The sequence below is a fragment of the Streptomyces sp. NPDC026672 genome (genome assembly GCF_040638185.1).
Classification (GTDB): domain Bacteria; phylum Actinomycetota; class Actinomycetes; order Streptomycetales; family Streptomycetaceae; genus Streptomyces.
This window is the reverse complement of sequence record NZ_JBEZXS010000028.1, coordinates 71601-90877: the sequence shown is the minus strand read 5'-3', so window position 1 is coordinate 90877 and position 19277 is coordinate 71601. Positions and strand designations below refer to the sequence as shown.

At 71.0% G+C, this 19277-nt stretch carries 17 protein-coding genes; 4 read left to right on the top strand and 13 right to left on the bottom strand.

Annotation, left to right across the window (positions count from 1 at the left end):
• Positions 1-10 precede the first annotated feature (10 nt).
• Entirely contained in the window at positions 11-1096 is a 1086-nt protein-coding gene (locus AB0F77_RS28850; RefSeq protein WP_361954594.1) for a hypothetical protein, read from the bottom strand.
• 124 nt (positions 1097-1220) lie between these two features.
• Between AB0F77_RS28850 and AB0F77_RS28845 the strand changes: the two genes are divergently transcribed.
• The gene (locus tag AB0F77_RS28845; protein WP_361954593.1) at positions 1221-1898 is read left to right on the top strand and encodes a TetR/AcrR family transcriptional regulator C-terminal domain-containing protein; all 678 of its coding nucleotides are present in this window, start codon (positions 1221-1223) and stop codon (positions 1896-1898) included.
• Positions 1899-1962: 64 nt separating this feature from the next.
• Here the strand turns inward: AB0F77_RS28845 and AB0F77_RS28840 are convergent, their stop codons facing one another.
• Positions 1963-2493, bottom strand: coding sequence for a hypothetical protein (locus AB0F77_RS28840; protein WP_361954592.1), 531 nt, complete (start codon positions 2491-2493; stop codon positions 1963-1965).
• 148 nt (positions 2494-2641) lie between these two features.
• Here AB0F77_RS28840 and AB0F77_RS28835 point away from each other — a divergent pair, with 148 nt between their 5' ends.
• The gene (locus AB0F77_RS28835) at positions 2642-5122 is read left to right on the top strand and encodes a SpoIIE family protein phosphatase (protein ID WP_361954591.1); all 2481 of its coding nucleotides are present in this window, start codon (positions 2642-2644) and stop codon (positions 5120-5122) included.
• 79 nt (positions 5123-5201) lie between these two features.
• Here AB0F77_RS28835 and AB0F77_RS28830 read toward each other — a convergent pair whose 3' ends face one another.
• Complete coding sequence (locus AB0F77_RS28830; RefSeq protein ID WP_361954590.1) at positions 5202-6533, bottom strand: MFS transporter; 1332 nt, start codon at positions 6531-6533, stop codon at positions 5202-5204.
• A gap of 241 nt (positions 6534-6774) precedes the next feature.
• Between AB0F77_RS28830 and AB0F77_RS28825 the strand changes: the two genes are divergently transcribed.
• Positions 6775-7410, top strand: a complete 636-nt coding sequence (locus AB0F77_RS28825; protein ID WP_361954589.1) for an AraC family transcriptional regulator — start codon at positions 6775-6777, stop codon at positions 7408-7410.
• Between the two features lie 153 nt (positions 7411-7563).
• Here AB0F77_RS28825 and AB0F77_RS28820 read toward each other — a convergent pair whose 3' ends face one another.
• On the bottom strand, positions 7564-8091 hold the full coding sequence (locus tag AB0F77_RS28820) for a DinB family protein (RefSeq protein ID WP_361954588.1): 528 nt from the start codon (positions 8089-8091) through the stop codon (positions 7564-7566).
• Between the two features lie 968 nt (positions 8092-9059).
• Between AB0F77_RS28820 and AB0F77_RS28815 the strand changes: the two genes are divergently transcribed.
• Positions 9060-10703 (top strand): carboxylesterase family protein, encoded by a 1644-nt coding sequence (locus tag AB0F77_RS28815; protein ID WP_361954587.1) that lies wholly within the window; start codon positions 9060-9062, stop codon positions 10701-10703.
• A gap of 124 nt (positions 10704-10827) precedes the next feature.
• Here AB0F77_RS28815 and AB0F77_RS28810 read toward each other — a convergent pair whose 3' ends face one another.
• The 9 genes from AB0F77_RS28810 to AB0F77_RS28770 form a co-directional block, all read right to left on the bottom strand.
• Positions 10828-11811: a nitronate monooxygenase family protein gene (locus AB0F77_RS28810; protein ID WP_361954586.1), complete on the bottom strand. Its 984-nt coding sequence runs from the start codon at positions 11809-11811 to the stop codon at positions 10828-10830.
• Between the two features lie 98 nt (positions 11812-11909).
• Positions 11910-12686: an enoyl-CoA hydratase/isomerase family protein gene (locus AB0F77_RS28805; RefSeq protein WP_361954585.1), complete on the bottom strand. Its 777-nt coding sequence runs from the start codon at positions 12684-12686 to the stop codon at positions 11910-11912.
• A 101-nt stretch (positions 12687-12787) separates the two neighbouring features.
• Positions 12788-13966: a thiolase family protein gene (locus AB0F77_RS28800; RefSeq protein WP_361954584.1), complete on the bottom strand. Its 1179-nt coding sequence runs from the start codon at positions 13964-13966 to the stop codon at positions 12788-12790.
• Positions 13963-14502: a MaoC/PaaZ C-terminal domain-containing protein gene (locus AB0F77_RS28795; protein ID WP_361954583.1), complete on the bottom strand. Its 540-nt coding sequence runs from the start codon at positions 14500-14502 to the stop codon at positions 13963-13965. Before AB0F77_RS28795 ends, AB0F77_RS28800 begins: the two co-directional genes overlap by 4 nt.
• Positions 14499-14999: a MaoC family dehydratase N-terminal domain-containing protein gene (locus AB0F77_RS28790; RefSeq protein ID WP_361954582.1), complete on the bottom strand. Its 501-nt coding sequence runs from the start codon at positions 14997-14999 to the stop codon at positions 14499-14501. The genes AB0F77_RS28795 and AB0F77_RS28790 overlap by 4 nt, the downstream gene beginning before the upstream one ends.
• An 8-nt stretch (positions 15000-15007) precedes the next feature.
• Positions 15008-15718 carry a PaaI family thioesterase gene (locus tag AB0F77_RS28785; protein ID WP_361954581.1) on the bottom strand — a complete coding sequence of 237 codons (711 nt, stop codon included), beginning with the start codon at positions 15716-15718 and terminating at the stop codon, positions 15008-15010.
• Positions 15715-16839 (bottom strand): acyl-CoA dehydrogenase family protein, encoded by a 1125-nt coding sequence (locus tag AB0F77_RS28780; RefSeq protein WP_361954580.1) that lies wholly within the window; start codon positions 16837-16839, stop codon positions 15715-15717. The genes AB0F77_RS28785 and AB0F77_RS28780 overlap by 4 nt, the downstream gene beginning before the upstream one ends.
• A gap of 9 nt (positions 16840-16848) precedes the next feature.
• Positions 16849-18066, bottom strand: a complete 1218-nt coding sequence (locus AB0F77_RS28775) for an acyl-CoA dehydrogenase family protein (RefSeq protein WP_361954579.1) — start codon at positions 18064-18066, stop codon at positions 16849-16851.
• On the bottom strand, positions 18063-19262 hold the full coding sequence (locus AB0F77_RS28770) for a MaoC family dehydratase N-terminal domain-containing protein (protein ID WP_361954578.1): 1200 nt from the start codon (positions 19260-19262) through the stop codon (positions 18063-18065). The genes AB0F77_RS28775 and AB0F77_RS28770 overlap by 4 nt, the downstream gene beginning before the upstream one ends.
• Between the last annotated feature and the right edge of the window lie 15 nt (positions 19263-19277).

The following is a 19277-nucleotide window of genomic DNA, read 5'->3' as shown; positions in this document are numbered from 1 at the left end:
GTGTGCCTCCTCAGGCTGGCTGGACGCCGTGGGTGATGTGCTGATGACTGAACGTCGGCGTGGTGCCGGGGTTCGACCAGGCGCCGGTCAGCTCGCTGGAGGGGAAGAACTGCAGGAACCGCGGGTCGGCCTGGCTGCGGTCGGCCAGCGTCTTCTCCAGGACGATCGAGTTGTACTGGTCGGCGGTCGTCTCGATCGTGTTCGCGTTGAGCACCACCTCCTGCTGCCACCGTCGGGCCCACTTGGCGATGCCCGGCATTCTGGAGTGCTCGGGGGTAAGCGCCTCGGCGGCGATGACGTTCTCGCTGCTCACCCAGATGCCGGTCGAGGTGTTGAGGACGAGGCTCTGGTTGCCGAAGACGTGCCCGGGTGTCTTGATCACGGCCACGCTCGGGGCAAGGACGATCGAACCGCCGATCGGCAGGAATGCCTCCGGCGGGACATGGCGGTAGGTCGCCGGTTGGTACCAGGGCTTCTGCAGCGGGTGCAGCTCGGCCATGGCGGCCAACTCGTCACGCTGGACGATGACCTTGGCGTGGGGAAACGCGGCCTGTGGACGTGCGCCGAGGTCGTCCTGGTGCGCGGTCGTACCGACCCAGCGGCGCAGGTCCTGGGTGTGCAGGTGGTCGAACATCAGGTAGTCGACGTCGCCCGGCTCGATGCCGAGCCGCGCGAGGTGCCCGACCACCGTGCCGTGCTCGTGGACCATCTGCCGCTGGAGGACGCCCGGTGTCTTCTGGGCAAGGTCGTCGAAGTACGGCGTGTAGCGGCCCCGTTCGACGTCACTGGGCTCGAAGAGCAGCACCCGTCGGTGGCCGTCGCTGTCGTGCCACCGGATCACCAGCATGCGGTTGGTGATCGACAGGAACGGTGCGATCGACCGCGAGGCGCGGAACAAGCCGAACCGCGTGGGGTACGGCAACGTGACCAGATCGCAGGTGACGACGCTGTCCGGCGTGCCCGTCGAGGCGAACTCGGCTCGGAACGCCGCGGCCTCGGCGCGTGCCGTCCGCAGGCGGACACCCGGCGGCTCGTCCGACCTCGACAGGTCGGACAACGTGTCGACGCCGGTGCCGACCGTGGGCAGGTCTGCCACTTCAGCGGGGCCCCACGGAAACTGCATCGCCGATCCCTTCGCCATTAATCCACGCTGTGGGTATTCATCGCGGCCTCAATATACCCACGTTGTGGATTAAGGCAACGGCAGGCACCATGAGGTCATGACCGCGACGCAACAGCCCCGACGGGGGCGTCCCCCCAAGGGAGCCGCACAGCTGACCCGCGCGGCGATCGTCACAGCGACCCTCCAGGTCGTCGACGTCGACGGCATCGACGCGGTCACCATGCGCTCGGTCGCCCGCATCCTCGGCGTCGATCCCAAGAGCCTCTACAACCACGTCGCGGGCAAGGACGGCCTACTCGACGCGGTGGCCGAGGAGATCCTCGGCTCCATGCACCTGCCCGAGCCCACCGGGAATCTCCGCGGTGACCTCCTGGCCATCGGTCACGCGTTCCGCAAGAGCGCCCTGACCCATCCCAAAGCCGCGCCACTCGTGCTGACACGCCAACTCGGCTCGTTCGAAGGGCTGGCGCCCGTCGAAGCGGTCCTCGCCGTGCTCCGCGCCGCCGGCTGCCCACCGCACGACGCCGTGCCCGTCCTCCGCAGCCTGGTCGCCACGCTGATCGGCACTCTGCTCCGAGAGGTCCAGGCCGGGCCCACGTACGGCACGACCGACGTCGCAGGCATCGAGCAGCGCCGAACCACGCTGGAACGGTCGGGGCTCCCCCACGTCGCCGAAGTCGCCGCCGACCTCGCACGCTTCGACAGCAAGGCCGAATACCAATTCACCCTCGACCTCATCCTCGACTCCGTCATGGCACGCCTCTCCACGACGTAGCGTGACCCGCGGCACCGCCACCGGAGCGACGCCGCATTCGCCCGAGCCGCAGTCCGCGGGCGTGTCACGAGGGGGTGGCGGCGTGCTCCCGCAGGAAGGCTCCGGCGTGAGCGGCGGCCTCTTCCTTCGTCGCGTACCAGGTGCCGTCCTCGGCGGCGCCGCGCGTTCCGTCCGCGCCTTCGCCCGCCCAGGCCCAGCCGCCGGACGACGGGTCCCGTACCAGTTCGGCGGTGCCGCCGAAGAGCGCGAGCGCCGCGCCCGTCCTTGCCGCCGCGGGGCGGGGAACCGCGTCGGGCCACTTCTTGCGCGCGCCCTGGCGGGTGATGCCCCAGACCGCACCCATCTGCTCGTAGTTCGCGCCGTAGGAGCCGGCTGTCGCCGCCGCGATCGCCGTCAGCTGCTTGACCTCCGTGTCCACCACCTTCCAGGCGGCGAGGACGGACAGCGTCACATCAATCGGATCCGCCTCCCACATGCGGGCCGCGGACAGCCCTGACCGGCGGGAGCGAATGGCCGCCGCGAGTGGATCGAGCGCATCGGTAAGGGCCTTCGCCAGCTCGGCCCGCTCTTCAGGAGTGATCTCAATCGAAGCCACGCGACAACTATAGTTACCGTCAAGGGTGGCGACAACTTTGGTTTCCGGCCAGTCGGCCGGGCAACACCTGTGCCCTCTGGATCGCCGCCTTGGACCGGTGGGCCGACCTGCGCACACTGGAACTGTGCGCGAAATAGTCGTCGGCGACATGGCTGAGCGTGAGGATCTGCTCGCCGCTGCCGTCGTCGAAGCCGTCGAAGCAACCGGCGCGCACTCCGGGAGCGTCTTCCTCCGCTCCCGCGACCGTCGGTCGATCGTGCTTGCCGCGACATGCGGGGTGCCGCCTTCTCAGCTCGGTGGCTGGCACCTCATTCCGGTGAGCAGCCCCATCCCGGTCGCCGCGGCCTACAGCTCCGGGCGCACGATCCACCTGCGCGACGCCGACGAGACGATGCGCCGCTACCCCCAGCTCTCGGTGGCTCTGCCGTACGCCTTCGGCTCCTGCTCCGTGCCGGTACACGCGGGTGAGGAGAGCTTCGGGGCGCTGGCGGTCGTCTGGGCCGCATCACCAGGCGGCGAAGGGCTGTCCAAGGCACAGCGCCGTCATGTGCGGACCGTCGCCAAACGGCTCGGCGCCTCCCTCGCCGATCTCCGCGCCCGTACCGGCGATCCCGTCGAGTGCGCCCCACAGACGATTCCCGTCGAGACCCCGGCGCCCTCGGCGCCGGCCGTGAGGGCCGGCCTGTTCGACTGGGACCTCGTCACCGGCACCCTCACCGTGGACGAAGAACTCTGCGCGATCTTCGGTCTCGCTCCCGGTGCTTTCGACGGACGAGCCGAAACACTGACCGCCTGCCTGCACCCCGGCGACCGCGCGGCCCTTCGAGGGGCCGCCCGCGCGGCAGCCGCCGAGGGCCGGCTCACGGCGCGGCGCCTGCGTGTACGGGATCGCAAGGACGGCGGCGGTGCGTACCGCACGGTCGAGTTGTGGAGCCACGCGCCGAAGACCGACGACGCACGGGCACACACCCGACTGGTCGGCGCGGTCATCGACGCGCGGGCCGGCAGTGCGGCCGTCGCCGCGGTCGAACGGCTGCGGGACGGGGTGTTCTCCCTCTCCCCCGACGGGCGGGTCACCTACGCCAACCACAGGGCCCTGGAGCTGCTGGGCGTACGCGGCGACGAGTTGCTGGGCCGGTTCCTCTCGGACGTGCTGCCGTGGCTGTCCGATCCCGACGTCGAGTACCGGCACCGGTTGGCGATGATCTCGCAGGCGCCGGTCTCCTTCCTGACCTGCCGACCGCCCGACCGGTGGCTCGCCTTCTGCTTCCATCCGGAAGCGGACGGAGTGACCGGTCAGGTGGTGCCCTCCGGCGGTCCGCCCTCGGCCTCGACGCCCTCGGCCTCGACGCCGTCGGCCTCCGCGGTCGAGGCCGCACCCGCTGACACACCGGCGCGGCTGGGCGTCATGTACCACGTCCTGCAGTTGGGCAGCGCGCTCACCGAGGCGGTCACCGCCCGCGAAGTCTGCGAAGTCGTCTCCGACCAGCTCCTACCGGCCTTCGGCGGCCAGCAGTTGGCCATCTACGTGGTCCGAGACGCGACGATGCGTCTGCTCCACCACACCGGCCACCACGAGGACTTCCTCGACTGGCTGGAGGGTGTGCCGCTGCATGCCTGCCTGCCCGGTACGGAGACCCTGACCTCCGGCGCTCCGCTCTTCATCGAGTCGCGGCAGGACCTCTCCCGGGGTTACCAGGGCGTCCCCACGGGTGATGTGAGCTCCTGGGCCTACCTGCCGTTGATCGCCTCCAGCCACCCTGTCGGCACCTGCGTCCTCGGCTTCGACGAGATCCACCGATTCACCCAGAAGGACCGTGCCGTCCTCACCGCACTGGCCGGGCTGATCGCCCAGGCCCTGGAACGAGCGCGGCTCTACGACTCGGAGTTCGCCCTCGCGCGCGGCCTGCAGCAAGCGCTCCTGCCGCACCGGTTGCCGGTGCTCCCGGGCATCCGCACCGTCGCGCGCTATCTGCCCGGCACCAGCGGAATGGACATCGGCGGCGACTGGTACGACGTCATCCCGACCGGTAGCGGGGTCTGTCTCGTCATCGGGGACGTGGAGGGCCACAGCATCGCCGCGGCGGCCACCATGGCCCAACTACGCAGCGCCGTACGGGCCTTCGCCGCGGTGGGCCATACGCCCGGCGATGTGATGGCGGGCGCCAACCGGACCCTCATCGACCTCGAACCCGGGCTGCTGGCCAGTTGCTGCTACATCCACCTCGAACCCCACGGCCACCACGCCCACGCCGTCACCGCCGGCCACCTCCCGCCCCTGCTCCGGCACCCCGACACGACGACCAACGCCCTTGAACTGGACACCGGTCCACTCCTGGGCGTGGATCGCGCAAGCACCTATCCGGCGACCCGGTTCGACCTCCCGCCAGGGGCCGTCCTCGCCCTCTACACCGACGGACTCGTCGAGACACGCGGTACCGACATCAGCGTGGGGATCGACAGTCTGCGAACATCCCTGGCCCACGCCCGTGCGGACTCACTGGACCAACTCGCCGACCGACTCCTGCACAACGCCCAGGCCACCCCGAACCGAGCCGACGACATCGCCCTCCTACTCACCGAAACGAACCCGGCCACGACAACCGAAACAACACCTGATCACATCTGATCTTCCAGGACGACAAGAGCGACCTCGGTGTCCTCGACACCGTCCGGCGAACCTTCACGGTCGAGTTCGACGCGTGAGGTCATGGTTGGTTCCTGACGGCGGTCTGCGGGCCGCCGCCTCCGGCGACGCGGGCGCGGACGTGACGGTCCCGGCCGGCCAGGCCGCCCGAGATCATCTGGAAGACCAGCAGCACCGCGAGGCCGATGAGCGGCACGGTCCAGCCACCGGTGGCGGTGTGCAGCGCGCCCAGCCCGACGGGGCCGAGGCCGGCGAAGAGGTAGCCGAAGCCCTGGGCCATGGTCGAAACGTGGCCGGTGTGGTGGGTGTCCGGGGAGCGCCAGACGATGTAGGTGAGCGAGAGGCTGATCGCGGCACCCTGTCCGAGGCCGAGCAGCGTCATCCACAGCAGGGCGCCCCCGATGGGGGCGATGCCCAGGCCGAGGTAGGCGACCGCGGTCAGTACGACGGAGAGGGCGACCGGCAACCATGTCGGGCGCAGCTTCTGCGCGAGGGCGGGAGTGACGAGGGAGGCGAGGATGCCGGGGAAGGAGGAGAAGGAGAGCATCGCGCCCGCTCGGCCCGCGGACATGCCGTGGTCCTGCAGAAGAGTGGGGGCCCAGGTCAGGACGGCGTAGTAGCTCATGCTCTGAATGCCCATGAGGGCGGTGACGGCGATCGCCGTCGGGTCGCGCAGGATGGCCCGGAAGGGCGGCTCACCGAGTTCCGAGAAGGCGTCGTCGTCCGACTGCCCGGTCTTGCCGCTCGTGGTGCGACCGCGGCGAAGCTGGGGCAGCCAGAGCATGAGGGCGATCACCGCGGGGATGGCCCAGATGCCGAGGGCCGGCCGCCAGTGGCCGCCGAGCGAGGAGACGAGCGGAACAGTCAGCCCGGAGGCGAGCGCCGCGCCGAGGAACAGCGCGGTGGAGTACAGGCCCATCATGAGACTGGTGCGGTGGGCGAAGTCGTGCTTGATCGCCGCGGGCATCACGGCGTTGGCCACGGCGATGGCGGCGCCGACGACGACCGTGCCGCCGAGGAGGGCGGACAGGCTCGGCTCGAGCCGCAGCAGCAGGCCCGCGGTCATGGCGACCATCACGACGCCCAGGAGGCGGTGCATGCCAAGGCGCCGGGTGAGACCGGGAGTCAGGAAGGCGAACGCGCCGAAGGCCACCACCGGGACGGTCGTGAGCAGGCTCGCGACGGTGGTGGACAGGCCCAGGTCGGCGCGGATGTCCGAGAGGACCGGGGAGACGGACGCGACACCGATGCGCAGGTTGAGCGCGATGGCTATCAGGCCGGCGCCCAGCAGGGTCGCGGCGAAGGACCGCCGGCGCGGCTTGCGGTGAGAGCCGCCACGCTTCGCGGGGGTCTGGGCGGGGCGCAGGTCGAGTGTGTCGGGTGGGGGCGTCAATGCCTTGCTCCTTGCGTGGTGCACTGCCGGGCCTGCCGTCGGGCGGCCGGAGAGGTACTGGTCCCAGACTCGCCTCACCCCTTACGGCGATCAACCAGTAAACTGACGACTTATATCCAAAACCCGCCACACCTCGCTCCATCAGGAGCAGGCTCACCTCTTCGGCCACGACGAGCGCACGCCCGCGCACACCCACCCGCAGGGACATCTGGTCTACCCAGCCACCGGGGTGCTCTCGCTGGTGACGGCCGAGGGCTCGTGGATCGCCCCGTCGAACCGGGTCGTGTGGATCCCGGCGGGCTTCGCCCACCAGCACCGGGCGCACGGGCAGACGGACATGCGCGTCGCCTTCATGACACGGGACCTGGCCGATCTGCTGCCCGCCCACCCCGCCGTCCTGGCGGTGACCCCGCTGGCCCGCGAGGCCCTCCTGGCGCTCACCGGCCCGGACGCCCGCCCGCCGGCGGCCCGGGCCCGCCTGCGCGAGGTCGCGATCGACGACCTCACCGCGGCCCCCGAGCAGCCCCTGCACCTGCCCGAGCCGACCGACGACCGGCTGCGGGCCGTGACCCGCATCGTCGAGGACGAGCTGTCCAGCCCCTCGTCCCTCGCCGAACTGGGGCTCCGGGTCGGCGCGAGCGAGCGCACCCTCAGCCGGCTGTTCCAGGCCGAGACCCACATGAGCTTCCCCCAGTGGCGCACCCAGCTACGCATTCACCGCGCGTTGCTCCTCCTCGCCGACGGCGTCTCCGTGCTGGACACGGCGCAAGCGTGCGGCTGGGCCAACCCGGGCGCGTTCATCGAGATCTTCTCCACGTTGGTGGGGCAGACCCCGGGCAGATACCAGCGCTCGCTCACCAACAGTCGCCACAGCTGACGGCGTCGTGCGGCTGATCGGCGGCCAGAAGGGCCGCCGCGGAGAGGCGTCGGCCCGTACGCCGACCAGCCGTAGTCGAGGGTGACTGGCGCTGGTCGGTCAGTGACCCGGAGCCGGATGCCCGCTGGGCACTCGCGACCGCGCCGGCACGTCTCATGCGCCGGTGACTCCGTCGATCTGCTCGCGGATGAGATCGGCATGACCGTTGTGACGTGCGTATTCCTCGATCATGTGCACCATGATCCAGCGCAGGGAGACCCCCTGATCGCCAACGTGCACCGCGTCCTGTTCGGGCAGGAGGCCGATGTCGTCCAGCGATGCGTCAGCGATCAACTCACGGCCTCGGGCGACCTCCGCCTGCCAGGCGGCCATCGCCTCGTCGATCCCTCGTTCCGGCCGGAGTGCAAAGCCGTCGAGGTTGCTCTGCCCGAAGACGGGCGGAACGTCCTGACCCGCGAACACACGCTGGAACCACTGGCGTTCCACCTCAGCCGCATGCTGAACCAGACCGAGCAGCGTCATCGACGAGGGTGACGCTGCGGCAAGCCGTAATTGATGATCCTTGAGGCCCGAACACCTCAAGGCGAGAGTCGCACGGTGAAAATCCAGCCACGCCTCCAGCATGGCGCGCTCGTCAGCATGCGCGGGCGGAATGGGGCGCCCATCCGGTGTCGTATTCATCAACACACCATGGCAGGAACGCCCATCCCCCACAGCCCACTTCGCCGCCGACGAACAGGCGTGTCCCCTCCCCCGAAGCGAACCGGCGACTCCAAGCCTCGGTTCCGGCCCCTTGCCGTCCTGATGCCGGGTCGGTGATTCTGGGCCGGTGCCAGGACAGGGGAAGCGATAGCGGCGACAAGACGCCCCTTCGAGAGGCACGAGTCGACGGGTCGGTGATCCGGATCGACACGCTGTGCGGCCGTCTGGCACTGCCGACCACCTACCGGCTGAGCCAGTTCGTGACGAACCACGCGTGCAAGTTCGATCGCAAGCACTCTGATCATTGATGGGGACGCGGACGGGAACGAACCAGAAGAACCGGCTCCCCGGCCGGTGCGGCGGGATTGTCTGGGTGGCGCATCCGGTCATGGGAGGGACAGCGGTCAAGGCGATCAGTAATTCTGAGTGCTGGATGAGCCGTTCGTAGTTGCGGGCGTGTCGGCCGGTCTGACCAAGGACGTTGCGAAGGGCCGAAGTGAGTCGTGCGGCCCTCCGACGGCATTGCGTTCATTGAGTTCATAACCTCAACGGGGCCCGGAGCCGGAGAGCGGCCCAACAGCGGTTCATGACGTGTTGATCAGTGGTTTTGTTGTGCACCGCGCCCGCCCTTCCCTCCACTTGGGCCACGCTGACGACAAGCAATCAAGGCATGCTGCTGAGAAAGGCGTGACCGGGGCGTATTGCGGTACCAGGAAGTGACGCTAAGGTCCCGGCTGGCGATCCCCCCACCGAGCCGCTCCCGTCAGGAACAACGCACCGCGAAACGCGCCCCCACGCCCTCGACCGCGTCGCGCCGATGAGCTGATGCCTCACGCCCGAGCCCCTCTGATCCGGGACTCCTTCAACAAGCGTCCGTTGCCCACCGTATAGGAACCCGCCAACACGCCGCAGCCCCCGCATCCCGACACCCTGTCCCTGGAGCGACCATGTCGGCACCTCTCAGCCGTCCCTCCCCCACCCGCCTCGCAGTCGGACTCCTCACCGTCCTCCTTCTGCTCCTCGGTGCCGCCCCCAACGCCTCGCCCCTCACCGCGGCAGGCCGTTCGCTCGTGCTGCACACCACCGAGGGCTCGCTGCGCGGCATCAGCCGAGACGGCACCGACCAACTCCTCGGTGTCCGCTACGCCGCCGCTCCGACCGGCGATCTGCGCTGGCGCAGCCCCGCCGCGCCTCCTTCGTGGACGGGCATCCGTACGGCCGACAAGAAGGGAGCCGCGTGCCCGCAGCAAGGCGTCGAAGGCTCCGAAGACTGTCTGTTCGTCAATGTCTACCGTCCTGAACGCCCCCACCACAGGGGACCGTTGCCGGTCTTCGTGTGGCTGCACGGGGGCGGCTTCACCGGAGGGTCGGGCAATGACTTCGACCCGGTCGAGCTCGTCACCGAGAACGACATCGTCGTCGTCACCGTCAACTACCGTCTCGGCGCCCTGGGTTTCCTCGCGGCGCCCGCTCTCGACACGTCATCGCCCGCGGGCAACTACGGCCTCCTGGACCAGCAGGCCGCCCTGCGCTGGGTCAAGGCGAACATCGGCGGATGGGACGGCGACACCTCCCGGGTGACCCTGGCCGGAGAGAGCGCCGGCGGCGGCTCGGTCTGCGCCCAACTGGCATCACCCCGCGCCCGCGGCCTGTTCAGCGCGGCGGTCATCGAGAGCGACGACTGCATCCATGACGTCGACACCTACGAGGAGGCCCAGGCCCGCGCCTCAGCCGTCGTGAAGGCCCTGGACTGCGATCTCGCCACCCCCGCGCAGACCGCGGCCTGTCTGCGGGACGCCGACAGCAAGCGGATCGTGGCCGCCACCGGATACATCGCCCCCAACATCAGCGGCGTCCTGCCCCTCCTGCCGGCCACCGCCATCGCCACCGGCCGTTGGAACAAGATGCCCGTCCTCATGGGAAGCAACCGCGAGGAGGGCCGCGCCTTCGCCACCGACCATCTCCAGGACACTCAGGCGGGCTACGAACGCTGGCTCGCCACGGCGCCCGCCTGGCCCCCCATGTCGACCGGTGCCCCTGTCTTCGGCAACGCGGAGACCGCCCGCGCCATCGCGAAGGAGTACCCGCTCAGCGACTTCCCCGAGCCGTACCCGGCCGCCTACGCCATCGCGGCCGTCATCACCGACAGCGGCACGCGCGGGCTCGGCGGGTGCACCTCCCTGCGCACCGCACGCGCCATCAGCACCCAACAGCCCGTGTACTACTACCAGTTCCAGGATCCTCACCCGCCACGCATGGCCGATTCACCGGCCGGCTACGACTACGCGGCCGCGCACGCCTACGAGTTGCCCTACCTCTTCCCCAGGCTCAGCGACTCCCACGGCGTGCCGTACGGCGACCGGATGACGTCCGCGCAACGCCGCCTGGCTCACAGCATGCGCGCCGCCTGGGCCGACTTCGCCCGGGGCTCCCGTACCGCGCGTCCCCTCGGGAACGGGTGGCGTCCCCTCGGTCCCCTCGCCCATCGCGACACCTACCTCCCCCTCCAGCCCGGCAGCCTCACCTCGGCCGCCCTCGACGAGTACGCCCAGCAGCACCACTGCGAGTTGTGGGACCGCGTCACACCCTGACGAGGACCGCGATCCCGGCTCCGGCCGCGGTTCCGTGAGCAGGCGAACCGGCGCGGAACGAACACCGTGTCGAGCAGCCGACGGCAGCCGCGGTCGGCCGAATCGCCGGGCGCGCCCGGCGAGTTCAGCGGCGTGCGAGGGAGGCGAGGCGGTGGGCGACGATGTCCTCCGCCTCGCGGATCAGCCTCGCCATCAGCTCCGCGCAGGTCGGAATGTCGTTGATCAGGCCCTGGGTCTGTCCGGCCCACCACATGCCGCCGTCCATGTCGCCCTTCGCGAGGACTTCCGTGCGACCGCGCCGGCCCGCGACGAGCTCGGCGAGGTCGTCGAAGGTGCTGTCGGGGAGGCTTTCGATGGTGGCGGCCCGCTCGGAGACCACGTTCCTGGCGACACGGGCGGTGTTGCGGAGCTTGCGGAAGAGCAGAGTGGTGGAGCGCTCGTCGTTGGTGACGATCTGCCGCTTGACGTTGTCGTGGACGGGGGCCTCACGGGTGGCGACGAAGCGGGTGCCCATGCTGACGGCTTCGGCTCCCAGGGCCAGGGCGGCGACCAGGCCGCGGGCGTCGGCGATGCCGCCGCTGGCGATGACGGGGACGGTGAGCCTGGCTGTCGCGGCGGGGATCAGGACGAGTCCGCCGATGTCGTCCTCACCGGGGTGTCCGGCGCATTCGAAGCCGTCGATGCTCACGGCGTCGACGCCAAGCTTCTCGGCGCTCAGGGCGTGGCGTACCGCGACGCATTTGTGGATGACCTTGATCCCGGCGCGGGCGAAGGCGGCCATGTGGGGCTCGGGGCTCCGGCCCGCCGTCTCGACGACCTTGACGCCACCGGCGATGGCCGCGTCGCGGTACTCGTCGTACGGGACCGGCTGGGTGCTGGGCATCATCGTGAGGTTGACGCCGAAGGGGCGATCGGTCATCTCCCGGCAGCGGAGGATCTCCTTCTCCAGTGCCTCGGGGGTCGGCTGGGTCAGCGCCGAGAGGAAGCCGAGGGCACCCGCGTTCGCCACCGCGGCCACCAGGTCGGCGGTGCCGACGGCGGTCATACCGCCGCAGACGACGGGGTGGTCCACGCCGAATGTCTCTGTGAACCGGGTTGTCAGGGTCATCGGTGTCGCTCCTCGGGGGCCGGGTGGTGTCGGCCGGGGGTGTGTGTCGTGCGGAGGCGCCGTCCGGACCGGCGTCAGGACGGACGTCAGGACCGGCGTCAGGACCGGCGTGTCCGGCTTCCCGTGAGGAAGGCGTTGATCAGGGCCGTCGCGTCGTCCCCGGAGACCGCCCGCGCGATCGTGCCGGCCTCGTCCCGCGTGTGCTGCTCCTGCGGGGTGTGCCAGGCCGATCTGATGAGCCGCTTGGCCTGCGCCAGCGCGAAGCCCGGCCCTTCGGCCAGCCGTCGGGCCGTGTCCAGGGCGCGGGCACCGGACGTGCCGTCGTCGACGACTTCGGTGACGAGGCCCCACTCAAGAGCCTCGGCGGCCGTCAATACCCGTCCGGTCAGGGCGAGTTCGAGCGCACGCTGCTGCCCGACGGCGCGGGGCAGCAGATAGGACACCCCGCAGTCCGGGGTCAGACCCACGCCCGCGTAGGCCATGAGGAACTTGGCGGATCGTTCCGCCAGGACGATGTCCGAGCTGAGGATCACCGCGAGTCCCGCCCCGGCGACAGCGCCCTGCACCGCGGTGACGACCGGCTTCTCCAGGCGCGACAGGCGCAGCAGGGCGTCACCGAGGGCGGTCGCCAGTTCACGGACGTACGAGGCGCGGTCCCCCGCCGCCGCCATCGACGCGACGTCGCCGCCCGCGCAGAACCGTGTGCCGTCGCCGGTCACGAGGACGGCGCGGATCGCCTCGGACGCCGCATCGCCGACGGCTTTTCCCAGGTCTCGGGCGGCGTTGAGGTCGAACGCGTTCGACATGCCGGGGCGTGCCAGCCGGAGATGCGCGACGGGCCCGTCGGCCGTGTACGTGACGTGCTGCTCGGTCATGACGTTCCCTTGACGTTCCCTTGTCGTTCTCTGACGGACGGTGAGCTCTTCGGCGAGCCGCGGAACGGCCTGGAAGGGGCCGCCGGTCTCGCCTGTCGGGGTCAGATCCTGCGGAAGAGGGCGGCCAGGGCCTGCCCGCCGCCGATGCACATGGTGACGACGCCCAGTTCGAGGTCGTGTCGGACGAGTGCCTTGGCGACGCGCAGGGTGAGGATGGCCCCCGTGGCGCCGACGGGGTGGCCGAGGGCGATGGCGCCGCCGTAGGGGTTCGTGCGGAGCGGGTCGAGCCCGGCGTCACGGACGACCGCGACGGCCTGGGCGGCGAACGCCTCGTTGAGCTCGATCACTCCGATGTCGTCCGGCCGGGTGCCGGTCTGCTCGAAGAGCTTGCGCAGGGCGGGAACCGGCGCGTAGCCCATGAGGTGCGGTTCCATGGCCGCCGTCGCCACCGATTCCAGGGCGACGAGGGGGCGCAGGCCCCGTTCGACGACGGCCGGTTCACGGGCGAGGACGAGCGCGGCTGCGCCGTCGTTGATCCCGGAGGCGTTGCCCGCGGTCACCGAGCCGCCGTCCTCGAAAGCGGGCGGCAGCGCCGCCAGGGCCTCCGCCGTGGTGCCGGGCCTGGGGTGTTCGTCCGCGGTGAAGAGGAAGGGCTTGCGGCCTCCGACGTGGACGGGCGTGATCTCCTCGGCGAAGGCCGTCCGGGCCTCCGGTGAGGCGGCGCGACGCTGGCTCTGGAGGGCGAAGGCGTCCTGTTCGGCGCGGCTGACGCCGTAGCGGCGGGCGACGGCCTCGGCGGTACGGCCCATGTGGACCGAGCTGAAGGGGTCGGTGAGGATGCCCACGGTGCCGTCGACGAGTGCGCGGTCCCCGAGGCGGTGGCCGTCGCGGGCGTTGAAGTCGAGGAACGGCATCCTGGACATGCTCTCGTCGCCGCCTGCGACGGTGATGTCCGGGCCGCCCCAGCGCATCTGGGCGGCGGCCGACCAGACGGCCTGGAGGCCGCTGCCGCACAGCCGGTTCACGGTGTACGCGGGGGTGGTGTCGGGGAGTCCGGCGGCGAGGGCGACGCGGCGCGCGTTGTACGCGTCGGGTCCGACCTGGCCGATGCATCCCATGACGACTTCCCCGACGTCGGCGCCGTCCACGCCGGCTCGCACCAGGGCGGCACGGACCGCTGTGGCGCCGAGTTCGTGCGCGGGGACGTCCTTGAGCGACTTGCCGAAGCTGCCGACGGGGGTCCGCGCGCCGTCGACGACGACGATCCTGTCCGCGCTCATGACCTGCTCTCCTCAACCGAGTCAACCGAGACAACCGAGTCGACCGGAACAGCCGGGTCAACCGGGGCAGCCGGGTCAACCGGATCGACCCGATCCGCCGGTCGGGCCGGGGGCGGTGCGGGATCGGTGCGGGGCCGGACGAAGGTGGCCTCGGCCTGGACGGCGACCTCCCCGTTCTGGCGTACGCAGCTGAGGTCCACATCGACCCGCTGTTCGCCGTCCTGTTCGTAGGCGCGGACGACGGCACCGGAGCAGGTGAGGGTGTCGCCGGGCCAGACCTGCGCCTTGAACCGTGCGCGGTAGCGGCGCACGTTCGCGGCGCCGAGCCAGTCGGTGGCGAAGGTGGCGAGGAGTCCGGCCTGGAACATGCCGACGGAGAACGGCGAGGGGAACCCGGCGGCGCGGGCGAATTCCTCGTCGTGGTGGATGGGGTTCATGTCGCCGGACGCGCCCTGGTAGCGGACGAAGTCCGTGCGGGTGACCGGCCCGTGGACGGCGGGTTCCCTCGGCCCCATACGCTCGGCTGTCACGCTCATGACGTGTGTACGTCCTTCTCCTCGGGCTTCTCGGGCTTCTCGGGCTTCTCGGGTTCCTGCGCGGCCGGGGGCCTGCCGGTCTCGACGAGGGTGGCCCGGTCCTCGGCGACCAGGCGGCCGTTGTCGTCGCGGAATTCGGTGACCACGACGACGAACGTCATGGCACCGCCGCGGCGGCCCTGCTTCTCGTAGACCTCGCGGACCGTCGACCGGCCGGTCAGCCGGGTCCCGGCCGTGGGCGGTGGGCCGTGGAAGACGTATTCCTGTTCGGCGTGCAGGCCGCGTTCCCAGTCGAAGTCGAACAGGCGCCAGTAGCTCGCGTCGCCCTCGGACCAGAAGTACTGCGTGGTCAGGAACGTGGCGGGGATGGGCGCGTCCTCCCGCTGGTAGTCGGGGTTGCGGGACTGCGTCGCGCGGGCGAACTCGCGGATCTTGCCGTGTTCCACGTCGAGGCGGAACGGCGCCGCGGTTCTGCCCGCGGATTCGGGGCCGGCCATGGCGTTCCTCAGTCTTCCTGTCCGGAACGGGAGCGGTGGATGCGGTAGCCGACGGCGGATGTGCCGTCGGGGGCGAGGAGTTCGCCGAAGTAGGTTTGCCGTGTGTCGTGCGTGAGCTGCATGAACAGCCCGTCGGCCTCCACGAGGGGGATGTCGGGGTCCCCGGCGGCGACGACCCGGCCGGTGACCGTCGTACGGCGTCCGTGGGTCTCCCGGACACGGGCGGTCAGCAGGACCGGGGTGCGCAGGGGAACGGGACGCCGGTAGCGGAGGGTGAGGTCGGCGGTGACGCCGTAGCGGCCAGCCTCGACGGCGGCGCGTCCGAGCACTTCGTCCATGAGCAGCGCGGTGACGCCCCCGTGCACGTAACCGGGCGGTCCTTCGTAGGCCCGGCCGAGTGCGGCGACGGCCTCGACACCACCGTCGACCACGCGGATGCGCAGCGGCGGAGCGAGCGGGTTCCCGCGGCCGGACGCCGGGCTGTGGAACCTGGCGCCCTCGCCCCTCTCGTCGAGGGAGGCGAGTTGCCGGTCGGGGCGCCGGTGTCCTCGGAGGCGGGTGAGCAGTTCCCGCGCGGAGGCGAGGGCTGCCGCGAGGTCGGCCGTCGGCGCTTCGGTGCAGACGGTTTCGTCGATCGCCTGCCGGAGGGTGTCGGCGAGGTCGGCGGCGAGCACGCGCCGACCGGTGGCGGAGGGTGTGCCGGGGGGTGTGGCGGTCACAGTCCGGCCAGCCCGGCTATGGCCTCGCGGTGGTCGCGGGCGCTGCCGGCCAGTTCGCGGCCCGACCAGGCCCGGCGGTAGTAGAGGTGGGCGTCGTGTTCCCAGGTGAATCCGGTGCCGCCGAACAGATGGATGGCCGCTTCGGTGGTGGTGCGGTACGCCTCGCCCGTGCGGAGGACGGCGACGCGTGTCGCCATGGGTGCCTCCGGGTCGTTCTCGGCGGTCGCGACCGCCGCGTAGCGCACGGCGGCGCGGGCGGATTCGCGGTGGGCCAGCATGTCGACGGCCTGGTGGGCGACTGCCTGGAAGGAGCCGATGGGACGGCCGAACTGTTCGCGGTTCTTGGCGTGTTCGACACTTCGGTCGAGGCACCAGCCGATGCCGCCGGCCGCTTCCGCCGCTGTCGCGAGCTGCCTGGTCCGATCGGCGGCCCGCAGGATCGTGTCGAGGCCGTCCTCGGCGCCGACCATGACGGCGGGGGTGTCCTCGAAGGCGACCGTCGCGGTCCTGCGTGTCAGATCGAGGCCGGGCACGGCCCGTGCGGTGAGCCCGGGGGCGCCCGCCTCGACGAGGAAGAGCGCCGGGCCCGCCGGTCCGGCGGCCGGGACGAGCAGTACGTCGGCGACGTGGCCGGCGAGCACGAAGCCCCGCGCGCCGGTCAGGCGCCAGCCGGCGCCCGCCGTCCGGGCGCGCACGGAGTGGCCCGTGACGTCCCAGGTGCCCCGGCGGTCGGCGGCGGCGAGCACCGCCACGCATTCCCCGGCGGCGATCCGCGGCAGGTACCGCCGCTGGGCGGCGTCGTCGCCGGAGGCCAGGAGCGCGGCGGTGGCGAGGCTGGTGGCGAGGAAGGGCCCCGGGTACAGGGCCCGTCCGAGTTCCTCGTGGACGAGGGCGGCTTCGGCGGGTCCGAGGCCGAGGCCGCCGTACTCCTCGGCGATCGTCAGTCCGGCGAGGCCGAGTTCGCCCGCGAGCCGGTTCCACAGCGGGCGGTCGTGGCCCGCCTCGGTCTCCATGGCGGCGCGCAGTGCCCCGGAGGGCAGGTGGTCGTCGAGGAAGTCGCGCAGGGTACGGGCGAGGTCGCGCTGTTCTTCGGTCGGTGCCAGGCCGTCGGTGATCGCCACGGTTGCTCCTCAGTTCGCCCGGGGCAGGCCGAGGACCCGCTGCGCGATGGTGTTCCTCAGGACTTCGTCGGTGCCGCCGCCCAGCCGGTAGCCGGGGGCGCCGAGCACCACGGAGGTCCAGGCGTACGTGCCCCACTCCCCGGTGTCGGCGACCAGGGCGGGGCCCAGCACCTCGGAGACGAATTCCCCGAGCCGTCTCATGTTGTCCGACAGCGCGATCTTGTTCAGGGCGATCTCGGGCCCCGGGGGCCTGCCGGACTTCGCCTGGGCGGCCATGACCGCCTGGGTGTACCTGGCGGCCCGCAGGTGCGAGATGAGTTCGGCGAACTCCTGGCGGATCACCGGGTCGTCGTCGAGTCCGGCCCAGCGCACGAGGCCGATCAGCCGCTCGGTGGACAGGATGCCGGCGCCCCCGAACGAGCTGTGCCCCATGGCGGTGCGCTCGTGGCCGAGGGTGGTGAGACCGACCTTCCATCCGTCGCCCTCGGCGTCGAGGCGCCGGCTGTCGTGGACGGTGACGTCGTCGAGGAACACCTCGTTGAAGGCGGCGCCGCCGGTCATCTGGCGCAGCGGGCGCACGTCCACGCCCGGGGCGCGCATGTCGATGAGGAAGGCGGTCAGGTTCCGGTGGCGCGGCTCGTCGGCCGTACGGCAGATGATCTCGCCGACGTCGGCGAGATGGGCGCCGGAGGTCCACACCTTCTGTCCGGTGATCCGCCAGGTGTCCCCGTCGCGGACGGCGCGGGTGGTCAGGGAGGCGAGGTCGGATCCGGCACCCGGTTCACTGAAGAGCTGGCAGGCGATGCGCCGGCCGCTGAACAGCAGCGGCAGCCAGTGCTGTTTCTGCTCCTCGCTGCCGTGGCGCAGGATCGTCGGGGCGATCATGCCGAGGCTGATGGTGAGGCTGGAGTCGCCGGGCACCTGGTACGCCCGGGTCAGCTGCTCGAACGCCCGCTGGTGGCCGGTGGGGAGACCGGCGCCGCCGTATGCGGTGGGGCCGGAGATCCAGCCGTATCCGTGGTCCCACAGTTCCTGGCGCCACGCGCGGATGGCGGGCAGGGCGTCGGCCTCCTCCACCGGGTCGGGTTCCTGGAAGACGCGGACCTCGTCGCTGCCCTCGCCCCACGCGAACCGGCTCCTGCCGGTGGCGGCCGCCCGGGGATAGCGGGCGGCGAGCCAGCGGTCGGCGTCGGCGAGGAACTCCTCGAGCGCCGGTTTGCCGGTCATCGCTGCTCCCGGGCGCGGCGGGCGGCGGGCGATCCGGCGGTGCCCCGGGTCGGCAGGGCGATGACGGCGGTTCCCGGCATGACGACTTCGCCCCGCTGGTTGACGGCCTCGGTCCTGATGTCGACGACGTGTTCGCCGTCGCCGTCGATCCGCAGTCCGGTGACGGTGCCGCGCAGTTGGACGACGTCGGAGAGGTAGACGAACTTCCGGTACTCGGCGCGGACTTCCTTGATCCAGGCGTGGTCCCCCGCCCAGTGGGTGAGGTGGTGGATCTGCCAGCACTGGCGCTGGAAGCCGACGTCGTACTGGAAGGCGACGCTCATGGCGTGGGCCGCCTGCAGGTTGTAGTGGACGGAGTAGATCGGCTCCTGCGCGCCGGTGACCGGGTCGCGGAAGGACCACGCGGGGTGCGCGGCGTAGTCGTGCAGGGCGGCGGCGTGGGCCTTGAGGCGGGGGATGGGGGTGCCGCCGCCGGCGACGAACGCGATCTCGTCGGTCATGCCGATGGGACCCTTGGTCACCACGTCGAGGCCCTGACCGACGGTCAGGTCGTCCCAGTAGCGCGGTTCGGCGCCGCGCGGGGTCTCGGCGAGGATGCCCGCCTCGATCTCCTCGACCTCCTCCACGCTCCAGGGGTGGGGCAGGACGAGTTCGTTCGTGGGGCCGTTCTTGCGCTTGCGCGAGGAGGCGTTGCCACGCTCGAAGTTGATGACCTTCCAGGCTATGGACGCGATCCGCTCACCGTGCTGGTTGGTGTAGTCGTTGCGGAACTCGTCGGTGACGGTGCGTCCGGCGAAGCTGCTCGGCGACGGTCCCTCGAAGCCCATGTACCGGCAGGACGCGTCGACCGTGTCCCCCCAGTAGACGGGGCGTTCGAAGGTGATGTGCGACTGGGAGTGGAACGAGCCCAGTCCGGGCCAGCCGAACTGGATGCCGGAGAAGCATCCGATGACGAACGACGGCGGGGCGACGGGGGCACCGTAGGGAGACCGGCGCGCGTGCTCCTGGTCGATCCACAGCGGGTTGATGTCCCCGATGCCTCCGGCGAACCTCGTCACCGCGATGCGGGACGCCAGTTCGTTGTTGACGGAGTGGTCGATACGCAGTTGCGCGCCGACCTTCGCCCGCATCGATTCGATCATGGCGTCGTCGATGACGGCCTGCGGCATCACCGCTTCGCGCTCCTGGGTGGTCATGCCGGATACCCTAGG